The 25,175-nt window shown below is 56.8% G+C and carries 23 protein-coding genes; 15 read left to right on the plus strand and 8 right to left on the minus strand.

All coding sequences use genetic code 11. From position 1 onward, the window contains the following. Nucleotides 1-97: 97 nt before the first annotated feature. Nucleotides 98-1,519, plus strand: a complete 1,422-nt coding sequence (locus FOC35_RS18360) for an MFS transporter (protein ID WP_172569742.1) — start codon at nt 98-100, stop codon at nt 1,517-1,519. Here the strand turns inward: FOC35_RS18360 and FOC35_RS18365 are convergent. Beyond that, nucleotides 1,483-2,253 carry an AraC family transcriptional regulator gene (locus FOC35_RS18365; RefSeq protein WP_254065307.1) on the minus strand — a complete coding sequence of 257 codons (771 nt, stop codon included), beginning with the start codon at nt 2,251-2,253 and terminating at the stop codon, nt 1,483-1,485. The genes FOC35_RS18360 and FOC35_RS18365 overlap by 37 nt on opposite strands. A 98-nt stretch (nt 2,254-2,351) precedes the next feature. Here FOC35_RS18365 and FOC35_RS18370 point away from each other — a divergent pair, with 98 nt between their 5' ends. From FOC35_RS18370 to FOC35_RS18380, 3 genes are all read left to right on the plus strand, one after another. After that, nucleotides 2,352-2,912 carry an NADPH-dependent FMN reductase gene (locus tag FOC35_RS18370; RefSeq protein ID WP_172569743.1) on the plus strand — a complete coding sequence of 187 codons (561 nt, stop codon included), beginning with the start codon at nt 2,352-2,354 and terminating at the stop codon, nt 2,910-2,912. Between the two features lie 299 nt (nt 2,913-3,211). Further along, nucleotides 3,212-4,870: a malate dehydrogenase (quinone) gene (mqo, locus tag FOC35_RS18375; protein ID WP_172569744.1), complete on the plus strand. Its 1,659-nt coding sequence runs from the start codon at nt 3,212-3,214 to the stop codon at nt 4,868-4,870. 183 nt (nt 4,871-5,053) lie between these two features. Continuing rightward, nucleotides 5,054-6,364: a serine hydrolase gene (locus FOC35_RS18380; RefSeq protein WP_172569745.1), complete on the plus strand. Its 1,311-nt coding sequence runs from the start codon at nt 5,054-5,056 to the stop codon at nt 6,362-6,364. 47 nt (nt 6,365-6,411) lie between these two features. On the opposite strand, the gene gap is transcribed toward FOC35_RS18380, so the two are convergent. The 5 genes from gap to hutU form a co-directional block, all read right to left on the minus strand. Next, on the minus strand, nt 6,412-7,422 hold the full coding sequence (gap, locus tag FOC35_RS18385) for a type I glyceraldehyde-3-phosphate dehydrogenase (protein ID WP_172569746.1): 1,011 nt from the start codon (nt 7,420-7,422) through the stop codon (nt 6,412-6,414). A gap of 78 nt (nt 7,423-7,500) precedes the next feature. Then, the gene (locus FOC35_RS18390; RefSeq protein ID WP_016536845.1) at nt 7,501-8,481 is read right to left on the minus strand and encodes a GlxA family transcriptional regulator; all 981 of its coding nucleotides are present in this window, start codon (nt 8,479-8,481) and stop codon (nt 7,501-7,503) included. Between the two features lie 41 nt (nt 8,482-8,522). Then, on the minus strand, nt 8,523-9,320 hold the full coding sequence (gene hutG, locus FOC35_RS18395) for an N-formylglutamate deformylase (protein WP_172569747.1): 798 nt from the start codon (nt 9,318-9,320) through the stop codon (nt 8,523-8,525). Continuing rightward, nucleotides 9,313-10,521, minus strand: coding sequence for an imidazolonepropionase (gene hutI, locus FOC35_RS18400; protein ID WP_172569748.1), 1,209 nt, complete (start codon nt 10,519-10,521; stop codon nt 9,313-9,315). Before hutI ends, hutG begins: the two co-directional genes overlap by 8 nt. A 50-nt stretch (nt 10,522-10,571) precedes the next feature. Next, nucleotides 10,572-12,245, minus strand: a complete 1,674-nt coding sequence (gene hutU / locus FOC35_RS18405) for a urocanate hydratase (protein WP_016536842.1) — start codon at nt 12,243-12,245, stop codon at nt 10,572-10,574. 495 nt (nt 12,246-12,740) lie between these two features. On the opposite strand from hutU, the gene FOC35_RS18410 reads away from it, so the two are divergent. The 8 genes from FOC35_RS18410 to FOC35_RS18445 are packed head-to-tail and all read left to right on the plus strand — an operon-like array spanning nt 12,741 to nt 20,513. Then, nucleotides 12,741-13,838, plus strand: coding sequence for an ABC transporter ATP-binding protein (locus tag FOC35_RS18410; RefSeq protein ID WP_016536839.1), 1,098 nt, complete (start codon nt 12,741-12,743; stop codon nt 13,836-13,838). After that, nucleotides 13,835-14,479, plus strand: coding sequence for an ABC transporter permease (locus FOC35_RS18415; RefSeq protein ID WP_016536838.1), 645 nt, complete (start codon nt 13,835-13,837; stop codon nt 14,477-14,479). The genes FOC35_RS18410 and FOC35_RS18415 overlap by 4 nt, the downstream gene beginning before the upstream one ends. 3 nt (nt 14,480-14,482) lie before the next feature. Further along, entirely contained in the window at nt 14,483-15,163 is a 681-nt protein-coding gene (locus FOC35_RS18420; protein ID WP_172569749.1) for an ABC transporter permease, read from the plus strand. Between the two features lie 33 nt (nt 15,164-15,196). After that, a complete protein-coding gene (locus FOC35_RS18425; protein WP_172569750.1) occupies nt 15,197-16,081 on the plus strand; it encodes an ABC transporter substrate-binding protein in 885 nt (294 codons plus the stop codon). Between the two features lie 10 nt (nt 16,082-16,091). Further along, nucleotides 16,092-17,651 (plus strand): histidine ammonia-lyase, encoded by a 1,560-nt coding sequence (gene hutH, locus FOC35_RS18430; protein ID WP_172569751.1) that lies wholly within the window; start codon nt 16,092-16,094, stop codon nt 17,649-17,651. After that, nucleotides 17,644-18,840, plus strand: a complete 1,197-nt coding sequence (locus FOC35_RS18435) for a CaiB/BaiF CoA-transferase family protein (RefSeq protein ID WP_172569752.1) — start codon at nt 17,644-17,646, stop codon at nt 18,838-18,840. The genes hutH and FOC35_RS18435 overlap by 8 nt, the downstream gene beginning before the upstream one ends. Before the next feature lie 16 nt (nt 18,841-18,856). Next, on the plus strand, nt 18,857-19,753 hold the full coding sequence (locus FOC35_RS18440; RefSeq protein ID WP_172569753.1) for a 3-hydroxyacyl-CoA dehydrogenase family protein: 897 nt from the start codon (nt 18,857-18,859) through the stop codon (nt 19,751-19,753). Then, a complete protein-coding gene (locus FOC35_RS18445; RefSeq protein ID WP_172569754.1) occupies nt 19,746-20,513 on the plus strand; it encodes an enoyl-CoA hydratase-related protein in 768 nt (255 codons plus the stop codon). The genes FOC35_RS18440 and FOC35_RS18445 overlap by 8 nt, the downstream gene beginning before the upstream one ends. Nucleotides 20,514-20,544: 31 nt before the next feature. Here FOC35_RS18445 and FOC35_RS18450 read toward each other — a convergent pair whose 3' ends face one another. Next, a complete protein-coding gene (locus FOC35_RS18450; protein WP_172569755.1) occupies nt 20,545-21,099 on the minus strand; it encodes a HutD family protein in 555 nt (184 codons plus the stop codon). Continuing rightward, nucleotides 21,096-21,857: a histidine utilization repressor gene (hutC, locus tag FOC35_RS18455; protein WP_016536830.1), complete on the minus strand. Its 762-nt coding sequence runs from the start codon at nt 21,855-21,857 to the stop codon at nt 21,096-21,098. Before hutC ends, FOC35_RS18450 begins: the two co-directional genes overlap by 4 nt. Before the next feature lie 107 nt (nt 21,858-21,964). On the opposite strand from hutC, the gene FOC35_RS18460 reads away from it, so the two are divergent. From FOC35_RS18460 to FOC35_RS18470, 3 genes are all read left to right on the plus strand, one after another. Next, complete coding sequence (locus FOC35_RS18460; protein WP_172569756.1) at nt 21,965-23,332, plus strand: formimidoylglutamate deiminase; 1,368 nt, start codon at nt 21,965-21,967, stop codon at nt 23,330-23,332. A gap of 92 nt (nt 23,333-23,424) precedes the next feature. Continuing rightward, a complete protein-coding gene (locus tag FOC35_RS18465) occupies nt 23,425-24,132 on the plus strand; it encodes an SDR family oxidoreductase (protein ID WP_172569757.1) in 708 nt (235 codons plus the stop codon). Between the two features lie 100 nt (nt 24,133-24,232). Then, nucleotides 24,233-25,111 (plus strand): cycle-inhibiting factor, encoded by an 879-nt coding sequence (locus FOC35_RS18470; protein ID WP_254065308.1) that lies wholly within the window; start codon nt 24,233-24,235, stop codon nt 25,109-25,111. Nucleotides 25,112-25,175 lie beyond the last annotated feature (64 nt).

Genomic DNA, 25,175 nt, shown 5'->3' on the forward strand with positions numbered 1-25,175 from the left:
AATAGTAGTGCCAGTACCAGTATAAGCAGGAACTGGTACCCGGTTAAATTATCAGGAATGCTACGTCGGTATCCCGAACTATGCAATGGAGTCCCTGATGAATAATTCGCCTGTTTCACCCGGCCGCGCTGGCCTGGTGCTGTTGTTAACGGGCCAGATGCTGCCGCTAATCGACACCTCGATAACCAACGTTGCGCTGGACTCTATTACCCAGTCACTCGGCACCACGCCGACCCAGCTGGAGCTAATTGTGGCGCTGTACGGCGTGGCGTTTGCCGTTAGCCTGGCGGTAGGCAGCAAGCTGGGCGACAACCACGGCCGGCGGCGCATTTTGCTTTGGGGCGTGGCCTTGTTCGGCATTGCTTCTTTGCTATGCGGGATAGCCGGGTCGGTAAGCGAACTGCTGGCGGCGCGCACGCTTCAGGGTATGGGGGCAGCGCTTATCGTGCCACAGATCCTCGCCACGCTGCACGTTACATTGAAGGGGACGGCGCACGCCCGCGCCATTAGTCTCTACGGCGGAATAGGCGGTATCGCGTTTATTATCGGCCAGATGGGCGGCGGCTGGCTGGTCTCGGCGGATATTGCCGGGCTGGGGTGGCGTAACGCTTTCTTTATTAACGTGCCGATTTGCCTGCTGGTGCTGCTGCTTAGCCGTTTCTATATTCCCGAAACCCGGAGTGACGCTCATTCTCGTATCGACTGGCAGGGCACATTGACTCTGGCGCTGATGCTCTGCTGCCTGCTGTTCCCGATGGCGCTCGGACCGGAGCTACATTGGCCGTGGCAGCTGCAACTGATGCTGGCGGCGACGCTCCCGCTGGGCTATCTGATGCGCGTTGGCGCGCTTAACCAGCAGCAGCGCGGCTTGCAGCCTCTATTGCCGCCGCGCCTGCTCAAACTGGGCAGCATTCGCTTCGGCTTGCTGATTGCGCTGCTGTTCTTCACCTGCTGGTCGGGCTTTATGTTCTGCATGGCGCTGACGTTGCAGTCTGGAATGGGCATGGTACCCTGGCAGTCGGGCAACAGTTTTATCGCTATGGGTATCTCTTATTTTGTCTCGGCCTGGTTTGCGCCAAAGCTGATTGTTCGCCATTCGCTAAGCACGATTTTGCTTAGCGGGGTAGCCATTCAGGTGGCTGGCCTGCTGGGGCTGATAGCAACGCTTTATCACTTTGGCGTTCATGCCGGGCCGCTGGCCATTGCGCCTGCTACGCTGGTGGTGGGCTACGGGCAGGCGCTGATAGTCAACAGTTTCTACCGCATCGGGATGCGTGACATCGAGCTAAATGATGCCGGAGCGGCGAGCGCCATCCTCAGCACTTTACAGCAGTCGGCTCTGGGCCTTGGGCCTGCCATTCTCGGGGCGTTATTCCTGCATTTGCACCAGCAAAGCGGGGATTATTCGCTGGCGATGATTGGCTTCCTGGCCGTGGAAGTTGTGATGATGCTCGCGCTGGGCGCTGCGGCCGTTACCCGGCGTCAGCTCTTATCTGGCCCTAAGGTCGCTTTAAGGTAACGTGCAGGCGGTGAGCCGATTATTCGGGTAAAAGCGGTAGTAAAGCTGCTGGCACTTTGATAGCCCATATCTCCGGCCACCCGGATGATGGGCTCACCATTAACCAATTTTTCTACGGCACCGATCATCCTCAGCCGCTCGCGCCAGCGGGTAAAGCTCATGCCGGTTTCATTCTCAAACAGCCTGCCGAGCGTCCGTGGGCTGGTAAATGCCTCCGCGGCCAGTTGATCAAGGGTCTTATTGCAGGCCGGATCTTCCCTGAGCAACTGAGTGATTATCCTCAAGCGCTTATCCTTCCCTTCGGCCACAAACAGCTCCACTTTCAGCATATGTTTACGGATCTGAAAGTGAATTAACTGCGAAATAGGCTCGAGCTGAGCGTCAGCTTCGCCCGTTTCGTAAATAGCCAGCGCCTCTTTCGCCAGTTCGGTTAATAGCGTAGACGCCACTACCAGCGTGCAAAGCTGAGGCAACTGGCTCTCAAACCCTCCGGCAAAGCGCAGATTAATGAGCCGCGATTGCTCGGCATACACAGCCCTGTGTGGAACCCCCGGCGGCACCCAGATGCCATTACCCGGCGTTGCCAGCCACCATCCGCTTTCTGTTTGCAGCCTGATGGTGCCTTGCAGCGCAATGCTCAATTGCCCCTGTAAATGGTGATGAAAGGTAACCTCATCCCCCCGGGGATGGGACATTCCCGAAGCGACGATGGTCGGCAGCGGCGATCCAGACATAGTGGCGCTCCAGCAAATAATCATGGCGGATTGGCGAAAGAAGTTCATGTTTCTTTCGCAGATAATACGCCCATCGATAATATCTAAGGAGAGTAAATATGAAAACATTACGATTTATTGGGCTGGCTGGCAGCCTGCGGGCGGCTTCTGCCTCCCACGCGATATTGACCAGCATTGGCGAGTGCCTGCCGCCGCAGGTAAGCCTCGATGCGCTCGATATCGGTGCTTTACCGCATTATTGTCAGGATCTGGAAAAAGGTGAACTTCCGGCGGCCGTCATCGCCGCGAGAGGGCGGGTTGAAGAGGCCGACGCCGTCATTATTACGCTCCCGGAATACAATCACGGCATGCCGGGAGTATTAAAGAACGCGCTTGATTGGCTCTCACGGCCCGTGCGCGCCAGCTGCATGATGGGCAAATATGTCTTCTTTGTGTCGCAGTCCACGGGGGCATTAGGCGGGGTTCGCGCGCAGTATCAACTGCGTGAAACGCTGGCATCCATGCTGTGCAATATGGTGCCGCTGCCGGAAATCGCGATAAGTTTTGCCGAACAAAAAATTGAGAATGGCCGTCTGACCGACCCGGCGACGATGGCGCATATTCGCGCTCAGCTGGAGGTGTTTTTAAACGTAGTAGAGAAAAATAGCACAAACGGCTAACCCTGAAAGCAAATCATTAATGTCCTGCATTCGGGATTCAGAATCCATGCCGCGGCGTGGATTTTTTTGCTAATAACGTCCCGATAAATAAGCGGATTAGCCGATAATAACGCAACGTTACAGGATATATTTTACCGGAATATTAAATCAAATTGCTGAAAGATATTTGGTTTTTTTAATTAAAAAAATCATCGGCATTAATTGTATGGATTATTAAAATTGTGAATGAGATTTTAAAATATCGTGAAACTGGGTTAACATAGAATGACTTCATTCACCTGCGATGCAATATTAATATTATGCCTGCAATGAAAAAGACAATTATTTCCCTGACTACACTTGCGTTATTGGCAAGCTCAGCTAGCTACGCTAAAGACGATGCCGCGCAAAAAACCGACTTCCTGCTAATTGGCGGTGGGATCATGAGCGCCTCCCTTGGCACCTGGCTTCAGGAGCTGCAACCGGACTGGAAACAGGTCATGGTTGAGAAGCTGGACGGCGTTGCGCTTGAGTCCTCTAACGGCTGGAATAACGCCGGTACGGGCCACTCGGCGAATATGGAACTGAACTATACGCCGGAGCGTCCGGACGGTTCTATCGACGTGAGCAAAGCGCTGGAAATTAACGAACAGTTTATGATTTCCCGACAATTCTGGTCGGCGCAAATTCAGCGCGGTATTTTGAATGACCCGCATTCGTTTATTAATTCCACTCCGCATATGAGTTTTGTCTGGGGCGATAAAAACGTCGAGTATCTGACCAAACGTTATGATGCGCTGCAAAAAACAACCTTGTTCCAGGGGATGAAATTCTCCACCGATCACCAGCAAATTAAGCAATGGGCTCCGCTGGTAATGGAAGGCCGCGACGCAAACCAGAAAGTCGCCGCCACCTGGACGCCGGTAGGCACCGACGTTAACTACGGCGAAATTACCCGCCAGCTGATCGGCAGCCTGAAAAAAAGCCCGAACTTTGCGCTGCAAACCTCTTCTGAAGTTACCGACTTCAAACGCAACGGCGACAATTCCTGGCACGTCACTATTAAAGACGTAAATAGCGGCAAAGAGCACGCTATCGACGCTAAATATGTGTTCATCGGTGCCGGCGGCGGCGCGCTGAAATTATTGCAGGAAACCGGCATTCCGGAATCTAAAAATTACGCTGGCTTCCCGGTAGGCGGTTCGTTCCTGATGACCGAAAACCCGGCGGTGACAAGCAAGCATCTGGAAAAAGTATACGGCCAGGCTTCCGTTGGCGCACCGCCAATGTCCGTCCCGCATATCGATGCCCGCTTTATCGACGGCAAGCGCGTTGTGCTGTTCGGGCCATTCGCAACCTTCTCAACCAAGTTCCTGAAAAACGGCTCGTTCTTTGACCTGCTGAGCACCACGACCACCAGCAACTTTATGCCGATGACCGACGTGGGCCTGGATAATTTCGATCTGGTTAAATACCTGATTGGCCAGGTTATGCTGAGCGATGAAGACCGTTTTGAAGCGCTGAAAGAGTACTACCCGGACGCGCGTAAAGAAGACTGGAAACTTATTCAGGCGGGCCAGCGCGTACAGATCATCAAAAAAGATGAAGATAAAGGCGGCGTGCTGAAGTTGGGTACCGAAGTGGTTGTTGACCAGCAGAAAACCATTTCTGCACTGCTGGGCGCATCTCCTGGTGCTTCTACCGCAGCGCCAATTACGCTGAACGTGCTTAAGAAAATGTTCCCTGAGCAGTTCAACTCGCCGGAATGGCAGAGCAAAATCCGCTCCGTGGTGCCAAGCTACGGCCAGGAGATGAACGGCAATGTTGAACTGACCCAGAAGGTCTGGAACGACACCGCGGCGACGCTGCAACTGACCAAACCTCCGGTTATTCAGATGAATGACCAGAGCGCGATCCCGCAGGCCAAACCGGCGGAGCCAAAAGCTGAAGCATCCCCGCAGCACGATATGGCGCTCTAAACCTCCTCGCTATAGCTAACTGAATCAAGCCTCCGCCAGCGCGGGGGCTTTTTTTTGCATCTCAGGCTCGACAACGCTATCTGGCGGGGGATATTCCCCCGCTAACCGATATCAATTATTGAGATCTCTGCCCTAAAGTTCCTCGGGTTAACAGGCCATTACGCCAATCTGAAGGAAAACACTATGACTAAAATGAAAACCGGAATTTGCCTGCTTGCGCTCTGCCTGGGTGCCGCCATGCAGGCAAATGCGGCTCCCGCAACGAGCGACTGCCAGACTCTGCAATTGACCCACTGTCCGGCACCGGCTGACTCTCAGCTGCCCGCGGTAAAAGATATGCTGACGTGGAACCAACAGCAGCGGGTGATTGGTTTTCGCAATGACTATCGCTCTTATGAAGGCGATGTCTTTAAAGCCGGAAAGGCGGTGCCAATCCCGCGTGCCGGGCGGGATTTATCCGGCGTAAGCTATCAATATCAGGGGCACGATTTTAAACTGGCGGATTACCTCAAGCGCAACAGCGTGACCGGTATGATGGTGATTAAAGACGGTAAAGTTGTCTCGGATTATTACGCTGAGGGAAATACGCCGACCACGCTTTGGACCTCACGCTCGGTAGGTAAGTCGGTGGTTTCCACGCTGGTGGGCGTGGCGCTCAAAGAGGGCAAGATCGCCTCGCTGGATGACGAAATTGTTAAATATAATCCTGACGTCAAAGGGACAGCCTGGGAGCACGTCACCGTGCGCCAGCTGTTGCAACACACTTCAGGCGTGACCTGGGGTGAAGATTACACTAATCCAGAGTCGGACTTTGCCAAACTCACCCAGTGCGAAGCCAGCAGCAATACTTACGACTGCGTGAATAAGCTGGTAAAAGATCCGCAGCGTAAAGCTTACGCTAAGCCCGGCGAGGCCTGGTCTTACTCTTCCGGCGGCGCGTGGCTGCTGGGCGATACCCTGGAAAAAGCCACCGGCAAGTCGCTGGCGCAGAACCTGCAGGACGCTATCTGGCAGCCGTACGGCATGACGAATGACGGCGTCTGGCACAGCTACCTGAAAGGTAAACACGACGTGGGCGCGCACGGCTTTAACGCCACTCTTGAAGACTGGGGCAAATTTGGCCTGTTCATTATGAATAACGGCGTCTTGCCGAACGGCAAGAAAATGCTCCCGGATAACTGGGTTGAGCAGGCTCGAAGCTGGAATAAAGCCGAGAAATCCGTCACCGCCGCGCATCCGGACGGCAGCTACGGCTATGAGTGGTGGAACAATAGCGTTCCGGCTAATGCGGGCGATGTGGGGCCGAAGCACGGCCTGGAAAGCAAAGACTCCATGTGGGCGCTTGGCATCTACGGGCAGATAATTATGGTCAACCAGAAAGAGAAGCTGGTCATCGTACAGTGGTCAACCTGGCCGAAGGCGGAACCCTCCTTCAGCGCTCAGCCGCTTGAGGCTTCGCTGATGTTTAACGCCATTGCCAACCATCTGAAATAAAAAATAAAGCCAGTCAAATGACTGGCTTTTCTCACCGCGCGGGTGAATTACAGCCCGCGTTTTTCCATCAGCACCGCCAGGTCAACCAGGCGGTTCGAGAAGCCCCATTCATTGTCATACCAGGCCAGAATTTTGACCAGGTTGCCGCCAATCACGAGGGTAGAAAGCCCGTCGATAATCGACGAGCGCGGGTCGCCCTGATAGTCGCTGGATACCAGCGGTTCGTCGCTGTAGCCAAGAATGTCTTTCAGCGGGCCGGATTGAGCCGCTGCTTTGAATGCCGCATTCACTTCTTCAGCCGTGACGTCGCGTTTAAGCGTTACGGTCAAATCCACGATAGAGACCACCGGTACCGGCACGCGCAGGGAATAACCCGTCAGGCGGCCGTCCAGCTCCGGTATCACCTTGCCGAGCGCCTTTGCCGCACCGCTGGAGTAGGGCACGATGGAGAGTGCCGCCGCGCGAGCGCCGCGCAAATCCTTTTCAGGCTGGTCATGCAGTGCCTGGCTGTTGGTATAGGCGTGGGTGGTGTTCATCAGTCCGTGCTCAATGCCGAATGCCTGATGCAGCACCTGAGCCGCCGGGGCCAGGCCGTTTGTGGTGCAGCTGCCGTTGCTGACGACAAAGTGCTTTTCAGGGTTGTAGCTGTCGTGGTTCACGCCCAGGACGATAGTGAGGTCATCATCTTTTCCGGGAGCGGAAATAATGACGCGTTTTGCTCCGCCGCTGGTGATATGCACCGCCGCCTGCTCGCGGGAGGTAAAGAAACCGGTTGCTTCGATAACGATTTCAGCGCCGGTCTCGTGCCACGGAATACGCGCAGGATCTCTTTCGCTAAATACGCGGATAGGTTTACCGTCAACCAGCAACTGGCCAACACCCGCCTCAACCGGAGCAGGGAATTTCCCCATCAGGGAATCGTGCTTCAGCAGGTGAGCGAGCGTTTTACTGTCCGTCAGGTCATTAATCGCCACGATTTGAATATTCGGGTTACCCTGCGCGGCACGCAGTACGTTGCGTCCGATCCTGCCAAAACCATTAATGCCGACCTTAACCATGATTGACTCCTTCTCTTTAATGTCTGGAGTCACTGTATGCCCGGAGCCCGATGGCGTAAACGACGAAAAAGGATCAATTCAGGCCATTCTGCGGCAGTGAAAACGCTCGCGATACTCCCCTGGCGTCAGGTGGAGATGGCGCTCGAAAACGCGACGCAGATTAATCGCGCTGCCAAAACCGGCCGCAATGGCAACCCGCTCCAGGGTTTCGTTGGTTTGCTCGAGACGATGGCGAGCGGCGGCGAGCCTGGCCTCTTCAACATAGCGGGCGGGCGATACGCCGGTCTCACGGGTAAACACGCGGGTAAAATTGCGCGGACTCATGGCGAGGCGCTCCGCCAGTTTCTCCACCGACAGATCTTCGGTCAGGTTATCCAGCAGCCAGTCTTGTAACTGAGATACCGGCCCTGAGTTTGCCGCCTGCCGCAGATGGTAGCGGCTAAACTGTAGCTGCCCGCCGGGGCGATGCAGAAACATCACCAGATCCTGCGCTACGTCGCGGGCGAGGGTAAAGCCGTAATCGGCTTCAACCAGCGCAAGGGTGAGATCAAACCCGGAGCTGACGCCGCCGGATGTCCAGACGGGGCCGTCCTGAATATACAGCGGCCCGGCTTCCACTTTTACCTTCGGCCAGCTGGCCTGCATGCTCTCGAGTAGCCGCCAGTGGGTGGTTGCCCTGCGGCCGTCCAGCAGCCCCGCCTGGGCCAGTAAAATCGCGCCACCGCAAATAGAGGCGATGCGCTCTGCGTTTGGCGCTGCTCGTTTCAGCCAGCTAACTACCTCGCTGCCCTCAGGCTCGCTCAGACCTTTCCCGGTTATCATGATGGTGTCGCGCGGCTCATTCGGGTCGAGATCCGCCAGCCGGTGGTCGGCCAGAAGGTTAAGTCCCGAACGGCCATGAACTACGTGGTGGGGTTGAGTGGTGGCGATGCTTACCCGGTAGCGCGGCGGGGCGGATTCATCCACATGCAGGCAGTTAGCCTGCATCAGAATATCGGCGATACCGGCGGCCTCGAACAACATGCCGCCGTCAGGAACAATGATCAGAATCGTTTTCATGTCCTGAAACGTACTCTTTTGACAAATTAAGTCAATAGCGGTTAGCCGTAGTGCCGTTTTCCCCAGTCGAGCGCGGTGCCAATCAAACGGGTCAGCAACTGCTGGAACGGAACGCTTTTCTCGCCGGAGTACACGAAGGTTTCTTCATCCATGTAACAACACTGGGCAACTTCAAGCTGTACCGCATGAATATTGTTCTGCGGCGAACCGTAATGCCGGGTGATATAGCCGCCCTTGAAGCGCCCGTTAAGCACCCTGCTGTAATCCGTAAAGTCAGCGCTGGCGTGGAGCAGGGCATCGCTGAGTTCCGGGGAGCAACTGGTGCCGTCGGCGGTGCCGAAGTTAAGGTCCGGCAGGCGGCCTTCAAACAGGCGTGGCACCACGGATTTTATCGAATGTGCATCCCAGAGCAGGGCATAGCCAAAGGTTTCCCGCAGCCGCGCCAGTTCCTGAGCCAGAGCCTGATGGTAGGGCTGCCAGATGTTTTCCAGGATTGCCGCTTTGGCCTGTTCATCTGGCGCTTTACCGGCCTCAAACAGCGGTTCACCGTCAAAGAAAATATCCGTAAATAAGCCGGTGGTTGCGCTGTTATAAAGCGGTTTATCGTCGGCAGGGCGGTTTAGATCAACCACATAGCGTGAATAACCGGCACTAAGAATACTGGCGCCCATTTCGCGAATGGGTTGATAAAGCTGCGGAATATGCCAGTCGGTGTCTTCGAGCTTTTTGGCTCGTTCGGTTAGCCCGTTTGCTACTTCCGTCGTCAGGCGAGTGCCGGGGTGCGGCATGCTGATAAGCAGCGGCAGGTTGCCTTTGTGTAGCTCAAATGCGTTAGTCATTCCACACCTCTTTACCCTGATAAATAACCTGTTTTGACAATGTGCCGCCCAGCCAGTAGCTGAGCTCTGCGGGATGGTCGATTTCCCACGCCACGAAGTTCGCTTCTTTCCCCGGTTCCAGCGAGCCTGCGGTATCGCTGACGCCAAGCGCACGTGCCGCATGCAGCGTAACGCCAGCCAGGGCTTCCTCCGGCGTTAGCCCGAACAGCGTGCAGGCCATGTTCATCATCAGCCGCAGGGACAGCACCGGAGAAGTGCCGGGATTAAGGTCGCTGGAAATCGCCATCGGCACCTGATATTGGCGCAGCAGCTCAATCGGCGGTTTTTTGGTTTCACGCAGGAAATAAAATGCACCCGGCAGCACCACGGCGGTGGTGCCGTGTTCGGCCATCAGGGCAATATCTTCTTCACACAGGTATTCAAGATGGTCGGCAGAAAGCGCATTGTAGCGGGCGGCAAGCCCGGCTCCGTGCAGCAACGAGAGCTGTTCGGCGTGCAGTTTTACCGGCAGGCCAAGTTCGCGGGCCTTAATAAACACACGTTCAACCTGGGCCACCGAGAACGCAAGGTGTTCGCAGAAGGCATCTACCGCATCAACCAGGCCTTCGGCGTGCAGCGCCGGTAGCCAGCTGTCGCAAATCTCGGCGATGAACTCGTCGCTGCGGCCTTTAAATTCAGGGGGCAGGGCATGTGCGGCAAGGCAGGTGCTGTGTAGCGTTAACGGCAGGCTTTGCCCCAGTTGGCGAATAACGCGCAGCATTTTGCGCTCATCTTCGAGGCTCAGGCCGTAGCCCGATTTCACTTCAAGGGTGGTAATGCCGTCTTTGCGCAGGGCGTTAATGCGGCGGCGGGCGCTTTCCAGCAATTGCTGCTCGCTGGCCTCGCGGGTGGCTTTCACCGTGCTGGCGATGCCGCCGCCGGCTGCGGCAATGTCGGCATAGGTTGCACCGTTAAGGCGCATTTCGAATTCCTGGCTGCGGTCGCCGCCAAACACGCTGTGGGTATGGCAGTCGATAAGCCCCGGCGTGACCAGTCTGCCCTGCAAATCTTTGTATTCATCAACGGCAATGTCAGGCCGGTCGGCATCTTCGCCAAGCCACAGTAGTTTGCCGTCTCCGGTAATCAGTGATGCCTCTTTTATCAGGTTGTAACGGCCTTCGGCCATGGTGACGATTTGGCAGTTGTGCCATAAAATCCGCATAGCATTCTCTCTTGAGGATGTGGCGCGACATTTGCCGCGCCACGGGGACATTACTTAAGCATAGGCAGATTCAGGCCATGCTCTTTTGCGCACTCGATAGCAATTTCATAGCCAGCGTCCGCGTGGCGCATTACGCCGGTCGCAGGATCGTTATTCAGCACGCGGGCAATACGTTCGGCTGCTTCATCCGTGCCGTCACAAACGATGACCATCCCGGAGTGCTGGGAGAAGCCCATGCCTACGCCGCCGCCGTGGTGCAGAGAAACCCAGGTTGCGCCGCTGGCGGTATTCAGCAGGGCGTTCAGCAGAGGCCAGTCGGAAACCGCATCGGAGCCATCCTGCATGGCTTCGGTTTCGCGGTTCGGGCTGGCAACGGAGCCGGAGTCCAGATGGTCGCGGCCGATAACAATCGGAGCAGAAAGCTCGCCGCTTCTGACCATTTCGTTAAACGCCAGACCCAGGCGCGCGCGCTGGCCCAGGCCTACCCAGCAGATGCGGGCCGGTAAACCCTGGAAGCTGATGCGCTCTCTCGCCATATCCAGCCAGCGGTGCAGGTGCTTGTCGTCCGCTATCAGCTCTTTCACTTTAGCATCCGTGCGGTAGATATCCTCCGGGTCCCCGGACAGCGCGGCCCAGCGGAACGGGCCGATGCCGCGGCAGAACAGCGGGCGAATATAGGCCGGCACAAAGCCGGGGAAGTCAAAGGCGTTGCTGACGCCCATCTCTTTTGCCATCTGGCGGATATTATTCCCGTAATCGAAGGTCGGAATGCCCTGCTGCTGGAAGGCAAGCATCGCTTTGACGTGCTCCGCCATAGAGGCTTTAGCCGCCTGAATCACTGCCGCAGGTTCAGCGGCGGCGCGCTCGCGGTACTCTTCCCAGCTCCAGCCAACCGGCAGGTAGCCGTTGAGCGGATCGTGGGCGCTGGTCTGGTCGGTGACGATATCCGGGCGTACGCCGCGCTTGACCAGCTCGGGTAAAACTTCCGCCGCATTGCCGTGCAGGGCGATAGAAACCGCTTTGCCTTCGGACGTGTAGCGTTTGAGAAGGGCCAGCGCATGGTCGAGATCTTTGGCCTGCTCGTCCACGTAGCCGGTACGCAGGCGGAAGTCGATGCGCGACTGCTGGCACTCAATATTCAAGGAGCAGGCTCCGGCCAGAGTTGCGGCCAGCGGCTGAGCGCCGCCCATGCCGCCGAGGCCCGCCGTCAGTACCCAGCGCCCGGTCAGGCTGCCGCCAAAATGCTGGCGACCAGCTTCAACGAAGGTTTCGTAAGTGCCCTGCACAATCCCCTGGCTGCCGATGTAAATCCAGGAGCCTGCCGTCATCTGCCCGTACATAGCCAGCCCTTTGGCGTCCAGCTCGTTAAAGTGCTCCCAGTTTGCCCAGTGGGGAACCAGGTTGGAGTTGGCAATCAGCACGCGCGGCGCGTTGGTGTGGGTTTTAAATACCCCGACCGGCTTGCCCGACTGCACCAGCAGGGTTTCGTCATCATTAAGCTCTTTAAGGGCTTCAACCATTTTATCGAAGCATTCCCAGTTTCTCGCCGCCCGGCCAATACCGCCGTACACCACCAGTTCTTTTGGATTTTCGGCGACGTCGGGATCGAGGTTATTCATCAACATGCGCAGCGGGGCTTCGGTCAGCCAGCTCTTTGCGTTCAGCTTTGTGCCACGCGGCGCCCTGATTTCAACATCGCGGTAACGAGAAAACTCACTCTTCATGGGGTTCACCTTGTTTAGGAATAGCGGGAGAAATGCTCACGAAAAATAACATGTCATTTTTTCGTCTGCTTGTATATACATGATTAGCATATTTCATGCCGGGTGCAATATTGAAATTATTTATCAATAAAAACATGTTGTTATTGCTAGCTGTGGCTGTATGTACATCATATATGCTTTCATTAACCCCACTTTACGCACCAATTTGGCGCGCTTTACAAAGAGATTGATCCTTTTTAGGGCAAAAATAGCAGTTCAGATAGCTGGTAAATCACTTTTCAGACCCCGTTTAATCCTGATAAAAATCACGTATTGATCACAATTAAAATCACTAAAAATAATTATCTGCATGTTTTAAAACGATATTATTTGTTTTTTCTGATGTTGCTATTTTGTTATGGCACAGGCTTTGCAGATTGTACATACAATGCTATACATAGCTTTTTTACGCAGCCGTTCATTTATTCGGCAGCCAGATGACCATGAGGCGTAGCGATGATTACTTTCAACAATGTGACCAAGTTTTACGACGACGGAACGGTAGTGGTGGATGGCCTGAACCTGGTCGCTCCCGGGGGCAAAATCACCGTGCTGGTTGGCCCTTCCGGCTGCGGTAAAACGACGTCATTACGCATGATCAATCGGCTGATTGAGCCTTCATCGGGTGAAATCCTGCTTAACGGCGAGTCCACTTCAGGAATGGATGTGGTGCAGCTGCGGCGGCGTATCGGCTATGTCATCCAGAACGCGGGACTGTTTCCGCATAAAAACATCATCGACAACATTGCCACCACGGCAATCCTCAATGGTGCGAGCAAAAACAAGGCCAGGACCAGAGCGGCCGAGCTGCTGGAAGTGGTGGGCCTTGCGCCGCAGTTGGCAAAGCGTTACCCGTGGCAGCTTTCGGGCGGGCAGCAGCAGCGCGTTGGCGTTGCCAGAGCCCTGGCCGCCGACCCGGAGTTTATGCTGATGGATGAACCTTTCAGCGCTGTAGACCCGGTCGTGCGTGAACAGCTCCAGGAAGAGTTTCTGCGTATTCAAAAAGAGGTGAGTAAAACCATCATTATGGTCACCCACGATATCGATGAAGCGATGAAGTTAGGTGACCTGGTGGCGGTGCTGAAACCCGGCGGCAAACTCGGGCAGCTGGCTTCGCCGGGGGAGCTGCTTAATGCGCCGCAGAGCGATTTTGTGGCGGACTTTATCGGCCGCGACCGCGGCTACCGCAAGCTGAGCTTCTACAACTCCGGGCCGCTGGCCTCAATGCTGATGGAACCCACCGCCGAACTGGGAACGCCGATTGAGATGGCGCGCAATATTGCCGACCAGCGCTGGCTGCTGGTCACCCGCGAGGGGAAAGCCTGCGGCTGGTTCGACACCCATCAGCAGGTTGAGGCCGTTGTGCCGGAACACGTTAATCTCGGGGCGACCTTCTACCCGCAAAGCGGCACGTTGCGCCAGATGCTGGACTCCGCGCTTAGCTCCCCCTGCCACCGGGCGGTAGTGATTGGCGAGCGCAGCGAAGTGCTGGGCACCCTGGCGCTCGACCATGTGCTGGACGCCTGCAAGAGCATGGCCCGGGAGGCGGTATGAGGTTTGACTGGCTGTGGTCGCAAAGCGACAAGATCTTCAATCTGCTACTGTGGCATCTCTATCTGTCGGTAACGCCGATTCTGATTGGCCTGCTACTGGCTATTCCCGTGGGCTGGCTGGTCAACAGCATGCCGCGAGTGAAGGGCGTGGTGCTCAACCTGTTTGGGCTGCTGTACACCATTCCGTCCCTGGCGCTGTTTGTGCTGCTCCCGCCGCTGCTGAATACGCAGATCCTCGACCCGATAAATGTGGTGGTGGCGCTGACCATTTATAGCTTTGCGCTGCTGGTGAGAACGGTGTGCGACGGGCTGGACTCGGTGCCAACCGACACCCGGCAGTCGGCGTTTGCCCTGGGCTATAAGCCGATTCATCAGTTCTTCCAGGTTGACCTTCCTCTGGCGGTGCCGGTCATAGGTTCCGGGCTGCGCGTGGCCGTGGTGTCTAACGTCAGCATTGTTTCCGTTGCCGCACTCATCGGCGCGCCGCAGCTGGGTTCGCTGTTTACTCAGGGGTTCCAGCTGCAATTTCTTACGCCAATCATCGCCGGCATCGTGCTGTGTATCGTGCTGGCGTTTGTACTGGACTGCCTGGTGGTCGCCGGCACCCGCTCATTAAGCCGCTGGCAGCCGGTAAGGGGATAACGTATGTCTGACTGGTTCTTCACGCTTAGCCACTGGTATGGCGACGACGGCATCTTTCCTCTGCTGGCGCAGCACATCGGCTACAGCGCCGCCGCGCTGGCGATTGCTATCGCTATTGCTTTCCCCGTTGGCTGCTATACCGGCCACACCGGGAAGGGGGAAGCCTTGCTGATTGGCTCCACTAACGCGCTGCGCTCGCTGCCATCCTTTGGCCTGATAATCCTGCTGGTCATCGTGATGGCGGGCTATTTCGAGTCGGATATGGCGTTTATCCTGCCGTGCATCATCGTGCTGGTGGTGCTGGCGCTGCCGCCGATTGCGCTCGGCGTTCACGCCGGAATTCGCTCCGTAGACCCCAGCGTTCATGATGCGGCGAAGGGCATCGGCCTGACGCCTTTCCAGACCCTGACCCAGGTTGAGCTGCCGTGCGCCACGCCGCTGATCCTTTCCGGCATTCGAAGCGCCACGCTGCAAATTATTTCTACCGCCACTATCGCGGCCTATGTCTCTCTGGGCGGTCTTGGCCGCCTGATTATCGACGGCAGGGCGGCGAACGATTTTGCCCAAATGACCGCCGGTGCGCTGCTGGTTGCCCTGCTGGCGCTGTTTGTTGACGTGTTCTTTTCAGTAGCGGTGAAATTCGTTGTGTCGCGCGGCATTTCCCGACGTATCAAAACCCAGTGATCTCCAGCCCGTTAATTACACAAGGTGAATGCGATGAATATGAAGAAACGTTGTTTGACGCTGTTAAGTGCCGCGATGCTGTCCGTTGTCTCCTCCGCCTGGGCGGCAGACTCTGCTCAGAAAGTGATTATCGGATCGGCTGACTTCCCTGAAAACCAGCTGCTGGCGACCATCTACGCGGGAGCTCTGGAAGCGCAAAGCATTCCGGTGGAGAAAAAACTCAACATTGGCAGCCGCGAAGTTTATATCCCGGCGCTGCTGGACGGCTCCATCAATGTGATCCCGGAATACAGCGGCGCGCTGCTTAGTTACCTGGATGCCAATAACAAAGCCCATAGCTCAGAAGAAGTGGCGAGCGCGCTGGCGGCCAAACTGCCTGCTAACGTGAAGATGCTTAACACCTCGGTGGCGCAAAACAGTGACGTTATCGCGGTAACCAAAAAAACGGCAGATAAATACAAGCTCAAAACCATTGAAGACCTGAAGCCTTATGCCAGCGAGCTGGTACTGGGCGGCCCCGCGGAGTGGAAGACTCGCCATGAAGGCGTGCCGGGGCTGAAAGAAGTCTATGGTCTGAATTTCAAAAACTTCAAAGTGCTGGACGTGGCGGGGCCGTTGACGCTGACCGCGCTGAAAAACAATCAGATTCAGGCCGCGGACTTAACGTCCACCACGCCGGAAATCCAGAAAGATCATCTGGTGGCGCTGGGTGACCCTAAAAACCTGTTTGCCGCTCAGAATATTGTGCCGATCGTAGCCAGCGCCACGCTCAATCCGACGATTGAAAACACCCTGAACAAAGTCTCCGCCCAGCTGACCACCGCAGATTTAATCGCCATGAACGGGCAGCTTGCCGAGTTTGTGGATATTGATGACGTGGCTCACCAGTGGCTGGTTAAACACGGCCTGAGCAAGTAAGGACTGTAAGATGACAACACAAACTGGCTCCTCCGGGCAGCAGCATAATGCCGTACCCCTGGGCATCACACCGACCACCATCGAACAGCTGGTGCGCATTGCCGACGGCGCGCAGGTTGCACTCGCGCCTGACGCGCTGGCGAACATGGAGAATGTGAGCGGCTATATTCGCCGGGCAATTGATGAAGGGAAGGTTATTTATGGGCTGACCACCGGTGTGGGCGACCTGGTCACGGAAAGGCTTTCTGCGGACCAAATTGCCAGCGTGCAGCTCAATATGCTGCGCAGCCACGCCTGCGGAATGGGGCCAGATTTGCCGGTGCGCGAGGTGCGCGCCATGATGGCGGTGATGCTTAAGTCGCTGTTGCAGGGGTACAGCGGGGTTAGCCCTGAGCTGGTACAGCGTATGGCCGAAATGCTTAACCGCAGGGTGACGCCCTGGTCACCGGCCAGCGGCTCCGTGGGTTACTTGATTGCTACCGCGCACATTGGCCTGTCGCTGTTTGGCGAAGGAAAATGCTGGTATCAGGGCGAGCTGCTGCCCTCTGCCGAAGCGCTGGAAAAAGCGGGGATTGCGCCACGTATTCCCGGCCCGCGTGAAGGGCATGCGCTTATCAGCGGCACCTATGAAATAACCGGTCTTGCCTGCCTGGCGGTACATGATTTTGAACGCCTGCTGCCGGTGGCCGATATGGCAGGAGGCATGTGTCTGGAGGCGCTGAAGGGCAATACTCGCGGTTACGACGCGCGGCTGCATGCTCTGCGCCCGCATGACGGGCAGCGGCAAACCGCCGCCATTTTGCGTCGCCTGCTGGACGGCAGTGAAATTTTTGCTCGTTACCGCGACCACCGCGTGCAGGATGCTCTCAGCCTGCGCTGTATTCCGCAAATTCACGGTGCGGTGCGTGACCAGCTGGCTCATTGCCGCCGTATTGTTGAAATCGAACTGAACTCGGTCACCGATAACCCGGTGTTTTTAATTGAGCACGACGAGCTGGTTATTCTGCCGGGCGGCAACGGGCACGGCGCACCGCTGGCTCTGGCGCTGGACTCGCTGGCGGTTGCTATCGCGCAGGTCAGTACCGCTTCGCAGGCTCGCTCCGACCGCATTACCAACGTGCATCTCAGCGGGCTACCCGCCTTTCTTGTGGGCAGAAGCGGTGCCAACTCGGGCATGATGATCCCGCCTTATGTTGCCGCCGCGCTTGCCGGGGATAACCGCAGCCTGGCCGCGCCCGCCAGCGTGCATACCGTTACCACATGCGCCGGGCAGGAAGACCACATCAGTATGGGCGTTTCCTCCGCGCGTAAGGCTTTGCTGGGCGTTTCGAATGCGGTGGATATTGTCGCCATTGAACTGCTGTGCGCCTGCCAGGCGCTGGAATTTCATCGGCCGCTGCGGGCCTCCGTCGGCAGCGAGCTGACGCTGGGTATGGTTCGTGAACGCGTCCCGTTCCGCGAAACGGACACCGCGCTTTATCCCGACATGCACGCCGTCCGCGACCTGATTGCGGCCGGTGAACTCAGCCGCAGGCTGTGCTCCCTGATTGAGGAGAACGAAAATGAGTGAAGGTTTGCAGCCGCTGAAGGGCATTCGGGTGCTTGATTTGTCCCGCGTGCTGGCCGGGCCGTGGTGCGCCTCGCTGCTCAATGACCTCGGTGCCGAGGTTATTAAGATTGAAATGCCGGGCAGCGGCGACGACTCGCGCAGCTTTACCCCGCATATCGCCGGGGAGAGCAGCTATTTTATGCAGCTCAACCACGGCAAAAAAAGCGTCACGCTGGATTTAAAAACGCCGGAAGGGCTGGAAATTCTTAAACAGCTGGTGGCACAAGCCGACGTGCTGGTGGAGAACTTTCGCCCCGGCGTGACTAAGCGTCTCGGCATTGATTACCAGACCCTTCAGGAGATTAACCCGCGGCTGGTTTACGCCAGTATTTCCGGCTTTGGCCAGCAGGGGGCGATGGCGCATAAGGCCGCCTACGACCACATTGTGCAGGCTTACGGCGGCATTATGCAGGTGACCGGCTGGGCGCAAGGCGAGCCGACCCGAGTGGGCGACGCCATCGGGGATGTGGTCGCCGGGCTATACGGCAGCTGGGCGGTACTTGCCGCGTTGTTGCAGCGCGGAATTAGCGGTAAAGGCCAGCATCTGGATGTCTCAATGCTCGACACCATGGTGACGCTGCAAATGGTTTCCCTGACCCAGTGGATTGGCGGCCAGCCTTCCGCCGGGCGGCTGGGCAACGCGCACCCCATCAGCGCCCCGATGGACAGCTATCCGGCCCAGGACGGACATATCGTGATTGCCGTGGCTAACGACAAGCTGTTCCGCCAGCTGTGTACGGCGATGGAAAGGCCGGAGCTGGCAGCCGATCCGCTCTACCTTACCGATCCGCTGCGGCTGGCTAACCAGCAGCCATTGCGTAAAGAAATTGAACGCTGGCTGGCAGATAAAACCGTTAGCGACGCTCAGGCCCTGCTGGATAACGCGGGGGTTCCTGCCTCTGCGGTTCTGCGTCTTGAGGAGATGCTTACCAGCGATTATGCGCGCGAGCGCGAACTGGTTAAGCGGGTTCAGCACCCAACCGCGGGTGATATTGCTATCGTGCCGCAGCCGGTAAAAATGAGCGCGGTAACGGTCGAACCGTCCCTGGTTCCGCCGTCTCTTGGGGAGCACACCGACAGCGTGCTGAGTGAAATTTTGGCTATCGACCAGGCCACTCTTACTCAGCTAAGAGCGCAGGGCGTGATTTAAGCGGCGGAGAAAGCAAATGGCTCAAATGAAAAAGGTGGCGGTTGTGGGTGCAGGAACGATGGGCGCCAGGATTGCCGTAGTGATGGCCCGCGCGGGGTTTAGCGTAAGTCTGTGGTCACGCTCGGAGCAGACGCTGGATAAAGCTCGCTCGATTGTGGCATCGCTCGGCGCGCAGGGCGGCGTTGAGTTTACCACCGGGCTTGAAACCTGCCTCGCCGGGGCCAACCTGGTCTCTGAAAACGTGGCGGAAGACGTGGCGCTCAAAAAAAACGTGCTGAAAACCGTCGAACAGCTGGTCGGCCCTGAGTGCCTGATAACGACCAACACCTCCAGCGTTTCTATCACGCTGTTGGCTTCGGGCCTTAGCCAGCCGCAGCGGCTTATCGGTATGCACTGGTTTAACCCGGCGGATACCATGCCGATGATTGAAATTGTGCGCGGCGAGAAAACCGCCGATGAGGTCTGCGAGCGGATACGTGATATTTGCCGCCAGTTGGGTAAAGAGACGATTACCGTTAACCAGGATATTCCCGGCTTTATCATCAATCGGCTGCAATACGCGATGCTGCGGGAGGCGCTGTATCTGGTGGATGCGGGGATCGGCTCGGTCGAGGACGTTGACCGGGCGGTACAGCGCACGCTGGCTCCGCGCTGGGCGGCGATGGGGCCGATGAAGCTGATGGATTTTGCCGGTCTGGACACGGTTGAGAAGGTTGCGGGGATTCTGCTTCCGGCGCTGGACAATAGCGACAGCCTGCCCGCGTGGCTGAAGCAAAAGGTTGCGGATAATCAGCTTGGGGTCAAAAGCGGGGAAGGCTTCTACGCCTGGACGCCGGAAACGGCCGCCGCCGCAATGCGCAAGCGTGATGAAACTGTGAAGGGACTCACCGGCGGGAGCGCGGCAGATGAGTGACATTTTATGCCGCCTCGAAGGCGCGGTTGCCGTCGTCACGCTTAATCGCCCGCAGAAATACAATGCGCTGACTGCTGACATGCTGGACGAGCTGGTAAACACCTTAAAGCAGCTGGATGGGCAGCCGGAAGTCCGGGCAATTGTGCTGCTTGGCTCTCCGAAGGCTTTTAGCGCCGGAGCGGACACCGGCACCCTGGCCTCCGCTTCCGCCACTGAGTTATGGCGCAGCGGCTTTAGTGAAAAATGGGACCGGGTTGGGGAAATTGAAAAACCGCTGATTGCCGCCGTTTCCGGCTATGCGCTGGGAGGCGGGCTGGAGTTTGCGCTGCTGTGCGATATCATCATCGCCGACGAGACGGCGCAGTTCGGGCTGCCGGAAAGCCATATTGGCATTATCCCAGGCGCGGGCGGCACGCAAAGGCTGGTGCGGGCGGTGGGCAAGTCGCTGGCGATGGAGATGCTGCTCGGCGGTAGAAGGATCAACGCTCAGGAGGCTATTCAGGCCGGGCTGGTGAGCCGCATTGTTGCCAGCGAAGAACTTGAACAGCAGGCGCTGGCGCTGGCCTGGCAGGTTGCAAAAGCGGCTCCGCTGGCTGCGGTAATGATTAAAAAAGCGGTGGCCGCCAGCTACGAAATGCCGCTCAGCGCGGGCGTAGCTTATGAAAGAGTGCTTTCGGCGTTAATTGCCGACAGCGAGGACCGCACGGCGGGGCTTGAAGCGTTTAAAAACAAACAGCGGCCCGAGTTCAAAGGCCACTGAAGATTGCGCCCGGCAGCCTGGCTGCCGGTATTTACTGCCCGATGACTACGCGGGCGAACCGGGCATTCTGGCCTGATGCGACCGCCACGCTTGCCGGAGCGCCAATCAACAGGCTGTCATAATGCCCCAGAGCATAATGCTGGCCGTTCACCTCAAGCTCCAGAGTTTCTCCGGCATTGAACAGCAACTGGGTATTTTGTTGCTCCGTCCATTCTCCACCACGCAGCCAGTTTACGGCAGCCGTAGTTGTTTCTGCTTTATAGATAACGTTGAAGTCCAGCAGCGGGCCGCCGTGAATTTTGCAGGAAACCTCGCTCTCGCCGTTAAAGTCGGTGGCCTGAAACGGCGCAATTAACCCGCTTTCTTCGCCGTCGATAGTCAGGAACATGCCTTCGCCTTCCAGCACGCTGATATTGCGCAGATAGCCGCTGAAACGAGAGAAGGGGCCATCGTCGCGAATAGTGGCGACCGAAATACGCCAGTCATAGGCTTCCACAGCCGGATGGCGAGAGATCTCGCGCGTTACGCCCAGGCCGTTTTTCCACGGCATCTCCGGGCAGTCGGCATAGGGCAGCAGGCGAATCATTTGTGCATGCTCCCTTCTAGGCGGTAGCGCGAGCCGGGATATACGAGGCGCACGCTGGTGACGATTTTTTTATTTTGCCGCCCGGTCCAGGTGCGGCGGTTAACTTGCAGGCACGGTGTCTGCTCGTCTATCTCCAGATAAACGCACTCTTCGCGCGTAACGTTTACCGCCTCGATGATGTGCTCACCTTCGACAATAGGCGCGATAGAAGAAAGATAGGCGTTTGGCGTAATGCGGGTGAAATCCTGCTGGAAATAGTCGGGCACGATGAGCGAGTTAACCAGCCTGTCTTCCAGCATCACCGGCACGCCGTTTTCGTAGTGGCAAATCAGCGAGTGGAACAGGCGGCTGCCTTTTGGCAGGTTGAACGCCAGCGCCTGCTGCGCGTCGGCATAGACCTGAGTCAGCTCCAAAACGCGTGCGTGGTGGCGGTGGCCACGGCTGGCAATCTCGTCGGCAATATTATTGATTTCCAGCAGCGCAGACTGCCCGCGGACTTCGGCTACAAAAGTGCCGATGCCCTGCATGCGCACCAGAAGGCCTTCGGAGGTCAGCTCGCGCAGGGCGCGGTTGATGGTCATCCTGCTGTAACCGAACTGATTTACCAGCTCGCTTTCGGACGGCACGCGGTAATTTACCGGCCAAAGTCCGCTATGAATATTGGTCTTAATGATGCTTTTGACCCGCTCATAATAGGGGGCCGGTTGCTCCAGACTTTCCGTCTCTGCCGCTGCTTTAAAAACGTCGCTTTGTGCCATTCATCATTCCTCGCCCGGGTATGCTTTAAAGTTTACTCTACCGTTATTTGGATGTATATATACATGCATGTATATACAATTGATTAACATCGAACCGGGGTGCTGATATGGCGGTATATTTCGCGGCGAAGGCGCTTCTGCCGCAGGGCTGGGCAGAGAATGTCAAACTAAGCGTTTCAGGGCAGGGCACTATCACCGCCGTTGAAGTTAACGCCAAAGCGGATGACGAAAGCATCCGGCTGGAAGGCTTTGTGGTTCCCGGTATGCCTAACCTCCACTCCCACGCTTTTCAGCGCGCAATGGCGGGGTTGACGGAAGTGGTCGGCGACCCGGCGGACAGCTTCTGGACCTGGCGAGATTTGATGTATCGGCTGGTGGGTAAAATCACCCCGGAACAGCTGGAAACCATCGCCAGCTATTTGTATATCGAAATGCTCAAAGCCGGGTATACCTCGGTGGCAGAGTTTCATTACCTGCACCACGACAGCGGCGGCAAAACCTACGCCCAGCCTGCCGAACTGGCGCTGCGTATTTCTCAGGCCGCAAAGACTAGCGGAATTGGCCTGACCCTGCTACCGGTGCTTTATACCCATTCCGGCTTCGGCGGGCAGCCTGCCTCTGCGGGGCAAAGCCGCTTTATCAACCAGACTGACGGTTACCTTAAGCTGTATGACAGCATTGTCTCTAAGCTTGCCGCCGAGCCCATGCAGCGCGCCGGGCTGTGCTTCCATTCGCTGCGCGCCGTTACGCCCGAGCAAATGCGGGCCGTACTGGAAAGCCAGCCTCATCCTCAGCCTGTTCACATCCATATTTCAGAGCAGCAAAAAGAGGTGGACGACTGCCTGGCCTGGTCCGGTCTGCGCCCGGTGGAGTGGCTTTATGAGAATATGCCTGTCGATGAAAACTGGTGCCTGATACACGCCACGCACATTACCGGGAGCGAAACTAAGCTCATCGCTGAGTCCGGTGCGGTGGCCGGGCTTTGCCTGACGACCGAAGCAAACCTGGGTGACGGCATTTTCCCGGGGCAGGCTTATCTGCACCAGGGCGGGAACTGGGGCATCGGCTCCGACAGCCACATTAGCGTCAGCGTCAGCGAAGACTTGAGCTGGTTTGAATACGGGCAGCGGCTGAATAACCGCCGCCGCAACCTGCTCTACCTGGCAAACGAGCCTTATGTGGGCAACGTGTTGTACCAGGGGGCATTACGAGGCGGGAAAATGGCGCTGGGCCAGAATATTGGCGAGCTGGCCGTGGGCGGGCGCGCTGACCTGCTGGTGCTGGACGGCGGTGACCCGTTCCTTGCCACCGCGCAGGATAGCGAGCTGCTTAATCGCTGGATTTTTGCCTGCGCGGCTAACCCGATTAAGGATGTGATGACCGGCGGAAGCTGGGTTATCCGCGATGGGCGTCATGCAAAAGATGAAGAGATAAAAGCTGACTTTACCCGGGTTCTGAAACAGCTGACCCGTTAGTCTGCGGGTAAGAATGCTTATCCGTTATTGAGATATCCCGCCTCCCGGTTTCAGGTTCTAATGCTGCCTTGCGACTCAACAAGGCAGCAAACATGGCAGACTCTCTTTACGTTATCGTCGGCGGCAGCTCGGGCATTGGGCTGGCGCTGGCGCATAAACTCACCGCCCGCGGTAACAAAGTGCTGCTTGGCGGCCGCTCTGAAGGCAAGTTGAACGCCGCGATAGAGCAGCTTGGCCCGCTGGCGGAAGGGAAAACGGTTGATATCACCGACCGGGATTCTCTGAAAGCTTTCTTTTCCGGGAGCGCAACGCTGACCGGCCTGTTTACCCCCGCCGCTTCCTACTCCACCGGTAACTTCCGCGACGGCGATATCGCTACTTCTGAAGGCCTATTCCAGGCAAAATTTTGGGCTCAATACTGGGCGGTCTATGAAGCTTTGCCCTATTTGCAGGAGTCTGCTGCGGTGGTGCTTATGTCTGGTGCGGCGTCCGCTCGCCCGATTGGCGCAGCCGCCTATGCGGCCTGTAATGCGGCGTTAGAGGGGCTGGCTCGTGGGCTGGCGGTTGAACTTAACCCTATCCGGGTAAACTGCCTGTCTCCCGGCACCACCGACAGCGAACTGTGGCGTAACCGTGATGCGGCGCAGCGCGAGTCCGCTTATCAATACTGGAACAGCCTTGCGCTGGTTGGCCGCCCGGCCAGCGTGCAGGAGCAGGCAGCCTCGGCATTGTTTTTACTCGATAACGGCAATATGACGGGCAGCACGCTGTACTGCGACGGCGGTTACACACTACGTTAGATGCCCACGCTTCGGCGTGGCTTTTTAGTTTCTCCCGCCGGGAACCTGCCCCGGCAAGACTCCACTCAGCCTGACAAGTACAACGAGTGGAATCCACCTTATGAGAAACTTCATTAACACTTTTCGCCCATCGCAACCTGACCCACGCCTGCAAACCCAGAGCGGCCAGCATAGCCGTGTTGCCCGTACCAACGCTCCGGCATCCGCTTCGCGGAGCGCCAATAACCCCTCAACCCGGCATTTGCAGGACTTTGCAAAGCTGAGCGCTACCAGCCTCAGGGCCAACGTATTGCTAAATAGCGACGACGGCGATACGCCGATTCATCGCAAAAGCCCTTCAGCGTTGCTGAAAGCCATTGATGACAATATTGAACAGACCGCCCGCGACTGGGGATGCTCCAAAACGGAGGTTGAGGCGATGCTGGGCAGCAGTAAGCGCTTTAACGCGCCGGTATGTGGGGTGACCGCCAACAACGTGATGAAACTGTTTCTTGATGACGATCGGCACAGCTACAGTTTTGAAAAAGGGCATTCTATTTCGCTTTCTCAACTGCAACACCAACTGGCGAAGCTGCCGGCCGATAAGCATTTTATTCTGCGGGTAAACGACGGCGGGATGGGACACGCCTACGTTATCGATCTCCCGGCCAGCGCAAAACCTCATCGTGACGCTTTTCTTTATCAGTCCGATCTCGGTGACGGCGCTACCAGGCCGCTTCGTCTGGAGGACTGGATGAGCCGCAAAGCCGCACATCCGATTGCTCTTAACGATATCAATAAGCATTTCAATAACATGGCGAGCGGCAAGGTGGATCCCGAGCATATCGCAAAGCTGTTTGATATTGACGGCAACGTGAAGATGCTGCGCCCGGAACGCCTCAACATGCATAAGAACAACAGTTTTAACTTCCAGCTGGCCGAATATTCTCCTAAAAATCTTGAAAAGAATATGACATTAATTAAAGCCCGCTGCGCCTGATTTTCATCACCTCTGAAAAAATCCACGTTTTGGCCTGGATTTTTTTATGGCGTAAGTGGCGGGT

It is taken from the genome of Cedecea sp. FDAARGOS_727, from assembly GCF_012273235.1.
Classification (GTDB): Bacteria; Pseudomonadota; Gammaproteobacteria; order Enterobacterales; family Enterobacteriaceae; genus Cedecea; species Cedecea davisae.

Coding starts and splice junctions, on each gene's coding strand:
- FOC35_RS18360 (WP_172569742.1), top strand. CDS start 98: ATGAATAATTCGCCTGTTTCACCCGGCCGCGCTGGCCTGGTGCTGTTG.
- FOC35_RS18365 (WP_254065307.1), bottom strand. CDS start 2,253: ATGTCTGGATCGCCGCTGCCGACCATCGTCGCTTCGGGAATGTCCCAT.
- FOC35_RS18370 (WP_172569743.1), top strand. CDS start 2,352: ATGAAAACATTACGATTTATTGGGCTGGCTGGCAGCCTGCGGGCGGCT.
- mqo (WP_172569744.1), top strand. CDS start 3,212: ATGCCTGCAATGAAAAAGACAATTATTTCCCTGACTACACTTGCGTTA.
- FOC35_RS18380 (WP_172569745.1), top strand. CDS start 5,054: ATGACTAAAATGAAAACCGGAATTTGCCTGCTTGCGCTCTGCCTGGGT.
- gap (WP_172569746.1), bottom strand. CDS start 7,422: ATGGTTAAGGTCGGCATTAATGGTTTTGGCAGGATCGGACGCAACGTA.
- FOC35_RS18390 (WP_016536845.1), bottom strand. CDS start 8,481: ATGAAAACGATTCTGATCATTGTTCCTGACGGCGGCATGTTGTTCGAG.
- hutG (WP_172569747.1), bottom strand. CDS start 9,320: ATGACTAACGCATTTGAGCTACACAAAGGCAACCTGCCGCTGCTTATC.
- hutI (WP_172569748.1), bottom strand. CDS start 10,521: ATGCGGATTTTATGGCACAACTGCCAAATCGTCACCATGGCCGAAGGC.
- hutU (WP_016536842.1), bottom strand. CDS start 12,245: ATGAAGAGTGAGTTTTCTCGTTACCGCGATGTTGAAATCAGGGCGCCG.
- FOC35_RS18410 (WP_016536839.1), top strand. CDS start 12,741: ATGATTACTTTCAACAATGTGACCAAGTTTTACGACGACGGAACGGTA.
- FOC35_RS18415 (WP_016536838.1), top strand. CDS start 13,835: ATGAGGTTTGACTGGCTGTGGTCGCAAAGCGACAAGATCTTCAATCTG.
- FOC35_RS18420 (WP_172569749.1), top strand. CDS start 14,483: ATGTCTGACTGGTTCTTCACGCTTAGCCACTGGTATGGCGACGACGGC.
- FOC35_RS18425 (WP_172569750.1), top strand. CDS start 15,197: ATGAATATGAAGAAACGTTGTTTGACGCTGTTAAGTGCCGCGATGCTG.
- hutH (WP_172569751.1), top strand. CDS start 16,092: ATGACAACACAAACTGGCTCCTCCGGGCAGCAGCATAATGCCGTACCC.
- FOC35_RS18435 (WP_172569752.1), top strand. CDS start 17,644: ATGAGTGAAGGTTTGCAGCCGCTGAAGGGCATTCGGGTGCTTGATTTG.
- FOC35_RS18440 (WP_172569753.1), top strand. CDS start 18,857: ATGGCTCAAATGAAAAAGGTGGCGGTTGTGGGTGCAGGAACGATGGGC.
- FOC35_RS18445 (WP_172569754.1), top strand. CDS start 19,746: ATGAGTGACATTTTATGCCGCCTCGAAGGCGCGGTTGCCGTCGTCACG.
- FOC35_RS18450 (WP_172569755.1), bottom strand. CDS start 21,099: ATGATTCGCCTGCTGCCCTATGCCGACTGCCCGGAGATGCCGTGGAAA.
- hutC (WP_016536830.1), bottom strand. CDS start 21,857: ATGGCACAAAGCGACGTTTTTAAAGCAGCGGCAGAGACGGAAAGTCTG.
- FOC35_RS18460 (WP_172569756.1), top strand. CDS start 21,965: ATGGCGGTATATTTCGCGGCGAAGGCGCTTCTGCCGCAGGGCTGGGCA.
- FOC35_RS18465 (WP_172569757.1), top strand. CDS start 23,425: ATGGCAGACTCTCTTTACGTTATCGTCGGCGGCAGCTCGGGCATTGGG.
- FOC35_RS18470 (WP_254065308.1), top strand. CDS start 24,233: ATGAGAAACTTCATTAACACTTTTCGCCCATCGCAACCTGACCCACGC.